This window comes from Microbacterium resistens NBRC 103078 (genome assembly GCF_001552355.1).
Lineage (GTDB): Bacteria > Actinomycetota > Actinomycetes > Actinomycetales > Microbacteriaceae > Microbacterium > Microbacterium resistens.
In genome coordinates, this window is sequence record NZ_BCRA01000140.1 from 1 (window position 1) to 5,208 (window position 5,208).

General features: G+C 73.9%; 5 protein-coding genes and 1 pseudogene. 3 read left to right on the forward strand and 3 right to left on the reverse strand.

Annotated features, from left to right (window positions below; all coding sequences use genetic code 11):
* Together MR1_RS20255 and MR1_RS17285 are read left to right on the forward strand one after the other, a co-directional pair.
* Nucleotides 1-483, forward strand: a pseudogene (locus MR1_RS20255) (serine/threonine-protein kinase); the annotation flags it as partial.
* Nucleotides 484-620: 137 nt separating this feature from the next.
* Nucleotides 621-1,457, forward strand: a complete 837-nt coding sequence (locus tag MR1_RS17285) for a hypothetical protein (RefSeq protein ID WP_409366276.1) — start codon at nucleotides 621-623, stop codon at nucleotides 1,455-1,457.
* 24 nt (nucleotides 1,458-1,481) lie between these two features.
* On the opposite strand, the gene MR1_RS17290 is transcribed toward MR1_RS17285, so the two are convergent.
* From MR1_RS17290 to MR1_RS17300, 3 genes are all read right to left on the reverse strand, one after another.
* Nucleotides 1,482-1,955, reverse strand: a complete 474-nt coding sequence (locus MR1_RS17290) for a recombinase family protein (protein WP_067249889.1) — start codon at nucleotides 1,953-1,955, stop codon at nucleotides 1,482-1,484.
* Between the two features lie 88 nt (nucleotides 1,956-2,043).
* Nucleotides 2,044-3,108 (reverse strand): LmeA family phospholipid-binding protein, encoded by a 1,065-nt coding sequence (locus tag MR1_RS17295; RefSeq protein WP_067249876.1) that lies wholly within the window; start codon nucleotides 3,106-3,108, stop codon nucleotides 2,044-2,046.
* Nucleotides 3,109-3,250: 142 nt separating this feature from the next.
* Entirely contained in the window at nucleotides 3,251-4,252 is a 1,002-nt protein-coding gene (locus MR1_RS17300; protein ID WP_067249880.1) for a malate dehydrogenase, read from the reverse strand.
* Nucleotides 4,253-4,306: 54 nt separating this feature from the next.
* On the opposite strand from MR1_RS17300, the gene ypfJ reads away from it, so the two are divergent.
* A complete protein-coding gene (ypfJ, locus tag MR1_RS17305) occupies nucleotides 4,307-5,206 on the forward strand; it encodes a KPN_02809 family neutral zinc metallopeptidase (RefSeq protein WP_067249883.1) in 900 nt (299 codons plus the stop codon).
* Nucleotides 5,207-5,208 lie beyond the last annotated feature (2 nt).

Consider the following 5,208-nt stretch of genomic DNA (forward strand, 5'->3'; position numbering starts at 1 on the left):
GGGACCGCCGCGTCGTCCGCGCCGTCCGCCGTCGTCGCGGAGCCCGCGCCGACGGCGCCGGACGAGAGGCCCCGCGGACGCCGCGCGCTGTGGATCGTGCTCGCTGTCGTCGCCGTGATCGCGCTCGCGGCCGGAGCGGTGGTGGCCGTGAACCTGCTCAACGCCGCGCCGCCCGTGCCGTCGCCGAGCGAGAGCGCGGACGTCGTGCCGCAGGACGTGATCAGCGGAGCGGTCCCCCGGGTGGCGGACCTGTCCGCGACCGTCGCGGGCGATCAGGCGACGTTCACCTGGACCAACCGCGCACCGGAGGAGGGGGACGGCTATGTGTGGAACATCGTCACGCTGTCGGGGGAGGAGGAGCTGTCGATGACGACGGAGACCACGGTCGCCGTGCCGTTCTCCGGCACGCAGACCTGCATCGACGTGATGCTGCGGCGCGCCGACGGGCGCACCTCCGAGGCGGTACGGGGGTGCACCCCGTGAGCGGGGAGCGCCGGTCCTCCCCGGCCGACGAGACTCCGGCCGACGCGCTCCCGGACCAGGCGGCGCGGATCGCCGACCTGATGAGCCAGGCTCCCGACCCCGAGGACGCCGCCCGCCGGATCCGCGTCGCCGACCTGATGATCGGGGGCGGCGAGGCGGCAGGGGCGGAACCGAGCGATCCGGCGGACGCGGGCGACTCCTCGGCGGTGGATGACGCGGAGCCCGCCGCGAGCGAGGGGGCGCAGGAGCCGGCTCCCGCGCCGACCGGCACGGTCACGGTCGAGTTCGCGGGGGAGTACTTCCCGGTGGCCGAGGGCGGCCGGTTCGTGGTCGGGCGGGAGGGCGAGCTCGCGATCGACGACAACCTGTTCCTGCACCGTCACTTCCTGGAGATCGCGCAGGAGAACGGACTGTGGTGGCTGGCCAACATCGGCTCGCGCCTCACCGCCACGGTGACGGACGTGTCCGGGGGCGTCCAGGCGTGGCTGGCTCCGGGCGCACGCCTGCCGCTCGTGTTCCAGATCACGACGGTGGTGTTCTCGGCGGGCCCGACCACCTACGAGTTCACGATCCACGCGACCAACCCGACGTTCCACGCGACCCGTCGCGATCTGGCCGGCGACGGGGTGTCGACCATCGGCGAGGTGCCGCTCACGGAGAGCCAGAAGCTGCTGCTCGTCGCGCTCGCCGAGCCGCTGCTGCGTCGCGACGGCACCGGGATGAGCGCGATCCCGACCAGCGCGGCCGCGGCCGAGCGCCTGGGATGGACCGTCACGCGGTTCAACCGCAAGCTCGACAACGTGTGCGACAAGTTCGACCGGATCGGCGTCCCCGGGATGCGCGGAGGCGCGCGCTCGTTCGCGACCAACCGCCGCGCCCGTCTCGTGGAGCACGTGATCTCGTCACGTCTCGTGACGAAGGAGGACCTGGCGCTGCTGGACGCGCCTCAGGGCGAGGACAACGGCGCCGACTGACGCCGCCGACGGACTCCCGCCGGATCAGCGTCCCGCGTCGGCCAGGTGCCGTGCGTGGTGGCTGAGCACCTTGACCATCACTCCGCGCCGACGCAGCTCCGCCACCGTCCGCGACTCCTCGTCGATGTCCCGGCCGAGCGCGTGGATGTTGGCCACGACCAGCACGTCGCCGGGGCCGAGGGTGTCGATCAGGCGGGCGATGCGGTCGCCCCAGCTCTCCAGGATGTCCGGCGCCGGGTGGCGGAAGCCCTCGATGGGAACGCCGAAGCGGGTCAGGTCCTCGCGCTGCTGCACCACGGAGGGCATCCCCTCACGGGCCACCACGAGGCCGACGAGCCGCGAGCCGTCCGGCCGCGCGGACCACCAGTCGCGGTTCTGCTGCAGCTCGGTGAAGCACTTGGGGCACTCCGCCGCCGCATGGGGCAGGTGCAGGGGGCTCGTCAGCGCATCCTCGCCGGGCCCTGCCGTCGAGACCTGATCCTGCTGCGCGCCGTTCATCCGTGCACCTCCGTCCACCATCATTCTGCCCTGTCGAGGACCGTTCCGCCCATTCTCTCCCCGCCCACGGACATCCTGCCCGGACCGGTCAGCAGGCTCCGGGAGCCCGGAGCGCCTCGTTCTCGGCGATCGCCCCGTCCACGTCGAAGCGGGCGGTCAGCCCGGCGTCGTCGACGGCCACGGCGGTGAGCGTGAACGCCCGGGGCAGCGCGGCGGCCAGGCACACCGAGCGCGGGGAGAGCATGGGCTCGGCGTAGTCGCCGAAGCGGTCGCGCACCAGGTCGGCCGACATGTCCGCGCCCCCGACCGAGAACGCCTGCGGGCTCAGCAGCAGCTGCCCGGAGCCGACGGAGGGCGACAGGTCGACGTCGACGTCCACGCCGGAGTCGAAGAGCCCGGGATCCAGCGAGACCCGCACGCCCGGCGGCGTCAGCTCCAGGCCCACCGTGGGGAGTCCGGAGCTGGTGGCCAGCAGCTGCCGCGCCGCATCCGGCGAGAGCGAGACCTCTGCGCGGGCATCCCCCATCGTGGTCTCGCCGCGGACGGCGACGTTCTCCGCATGCATGGTGAGGTCGCCGCGGACGCCCCCGACCGGAACGTCGGCGACGGCGATGTCGAGGGCGGAGAGCGCGCCGGCGAGGTATTGGGGAAGGACCGGCGTCGGGACCTCGACGTCGACCGGATGGTCGTCCGGGAGGCCGAGCGCCGCCCGCGCCTCCTGCTGCGCGGTGCGGACGACCTCTGCCTCCGCCCAGCTCTCGCCGAGGAACCAGCCGCCGGCGGCCAGGCCCGCGAGCAGGAGGAGCGAGGCGACGGCGATGACGGGACCCCGGCGACGCCGCCGACGCGGGACGGGGACCGGCGCACCGGCCCCGGGATCGAAGACGGGAGTCTGCTCCGGCGCGAACAGCGCGCCCCCGCCTTCCACGACGTACTGCTGCGAGCGGGTCGGCGGCGAGGTCTGCGCCGGGGCCTGAACCGGGATCTCCAGCGTCGGCGTCTCGTCCTCGCGGCGCGGTGCGGGCGCGTCCGAGCGGTCGGCGTCGTCGATCGCCGGGCGGCCGTCGGCGCGCATCTCGATGGGCGCGGTGGGCGCGTCCTGCCCCTCGGCGCCGTGCGCCTCGGGGGTGCGCGGCTCGTGCCGGGCCATCATCGTCCTCCTCGTCGCGCTGCGCGAGGGGCGGCAGGGAGGGCATCCGGCGTCATGGCCGGATCAGTCTAAGTCTCCCGCCTGAACGCCGTCCGTGTCCGCGCCGGCCTGGGCGTGCGCCTCTCCCGGGCGGGGCGCCCGGCGGTCAGAGCAGGCCGAGCGCCCGCACCGCCTCGCGCTCGTCGGCGAGCTCCGCGACGGAGGCGTCGACGCGCGATCGTGCCCACTCGTCGAGCTCGATCCCCTCGACGACGCGCCATTCGCCGTCCACGGCGTGCACCGGGAAGGAGCTGACCAGTCCCTCGGGGACGCCGTACTCGCCCCGGGAGACGACCCCGGCGCTGGTCACGTCCGCGTCGGTCGTCCCGGTGCCCAGCGCCCAGCTGCGGACGTGGTCGATCGTCGCGCTCGCGGCGGAGGCGACGGACGACGATCCGCGCACCTCGATGATCTCGGCGCCGCGCCGGGCGACGCGGGGGATGAACGTCGACTCCAGCCAGGCGCGCACGTCGCCCACCCGCTCGGCCAGGGCCTGCGTGACCGGGCGCCCGCCGACGGTGGCGCGGGAGACGTCCGGGAACTGCGTGGCGGAGTGGTTGCCCCAGATCGGCACATGCCGGACGTCGGCGACCGGCGCGTCGAGGGTCGCGGCGAGCTGCGCGCGCGCCCGGTTCTCGTCGAGGCGGGTCAGCGCGCTGAACCGCTCGGCGGGCACCCCGTCGGCGTGGGCGGCGGCGATCAGCGCGTTGGTGTTCGCGGGGTTGCCGACCACGGTGACGCGGACGCCGGCGGCGGCGTTCGCGGCGATTGCCGCTCCCTGCGGGCCGAAGATCCCGCCGTTCGCGGCGAGCAGGTCCGCGCGCTCCATCCCGGGGCCGCGAGGGCGGGCGCCGACGAGCAGCGCGTGGTCGGCGCCCGCGAAGCCGACCGCCGGGTCGTCGGTGACCTCCACGTCGTCCAGCAGCGGGAACGCGCCGTCCTGGAGCTCCAGCGCCGCCCCCTCCGCGGCGCCGAGGCCCGCGGGGATCTCCAGGAGGCGCAGGCGCACGTGCTCGTCCGGGCCGAGCATGTCGCCGGCCGCGATGCGGAACAGCAGGGCGTAGCCGATCTGTCCGCCGGCACCGGTGATCGTGATCGTCGTCGTCATGACTCGAGCCTACGACCGCGGGACGACGACCGATCCGCGGAGTACCCTCGTGCCATGACGTTCAATCCCGATGCGGACATCAGCGGCAACACGACGCGACGACGCGGGCGCACCGCTGCGATCGCGGGCGGCGGCGTGGTCGGCGTCGGCGCGCTCGCCGTGATGCTGATCAGCATGTTCACCGGGGTGGATCTCAGCGGGCTGCTGGGCGGCGGGGCCGGGGCGCCGGCGGGCGGGACGGCTCCGTCGTCCTCCGAGGGGGCGCTGCTGGACGAGTGCAACACCGGACAGGACGCGAACACGAACGACGACTGCCGCATGGCGGGGGCGCAGGTCGTGCTGGACGACTACTGGACGGCGAAGCTCGACGGCTACCGGCCGCCGCAGATGACCGTCGTGGACGGCCAGACCGCGACGCAGTGCGGCACCGCGTCGAACGCGGTGGGGCCGTTCTACTGCCCGCCCGAGGAGGGCGTCTACCTGGACCCCACCTTCTTCCAGCTGATGCGTCAGCAGTTCGGGGCCTCGGCCGGCGAGCTGGCCCAGCTCTACATCGTGGGCCACGAGTGGGGACACCACATCCAGAACATCACCGGCGTCATGTCCGAGCACCCGAACAACGGCACCGGTCCGTACAGCAACGGCGTGCGGATCGAGCTGCAGGCGGACTGCTACGCGGGCGCCTGGCTGGGCGCGATCACGCAGCAGACGGACGAGAACGGAGTGCCGTTCCTGGAGAAGCCCACGGACGCCCAGATCAACGACGCGCTGAATGCGGCGTTCACCGTGGGCGACGACCACATCCAGGAGCAGTCGGGCTTCTCCAACCCGGAGAGCTGGACGCATGGATCCAGCGCGCAGCGCCAGGGGTGGTTCGCCCAGGGCTACAAGAACGCCGCCGGCGACGTCTTCGCGGTCTGCGACACCTTCGCGGTCCCCGACGCGAACCTCTAGTT

What these genes read in the sequence shown, in the direction of transcription:
- MR1_RS17285 (WP_409366276.1), top strand. Translation starts at nt 621, where the DNA reads ATGATCGGGGGCGGCGAGGCGGCAGGGGCGGAACCGAGCGATCCGGCG.
- MR1_RS17290 (WP_067249889.1), bottom strand. Translation starts at nt 1,955, where the DNA reads ATGAACGGCGCGCAGCAGGATCAGGTCTCGACGGCAGGGCCCGGCGAG.
- MR1_RS17295 (WP_067249876.1), bottom strand. Translation starts at nt 3,108, where the DNA reads ATGATGGCCCGGCACGAGCCGCGCACCCCCGAGGCGCACGGCGCCGAG.
- MR1_RS17300 (WP_067249880.1), bottom strand. Translation starts at nt 4,252, where the DNA reads ATGACGACGACGATCACGATCACCGGTGCCGGCGGACAGATCGGCTAC.
- ypfJ (WP_067249883.1), top strand. Translation starts at nt 4,307, where the DNA reads ATGACGTTCAATCCCGATGCGGACATCAGCGGCAACACGACGCGACGA.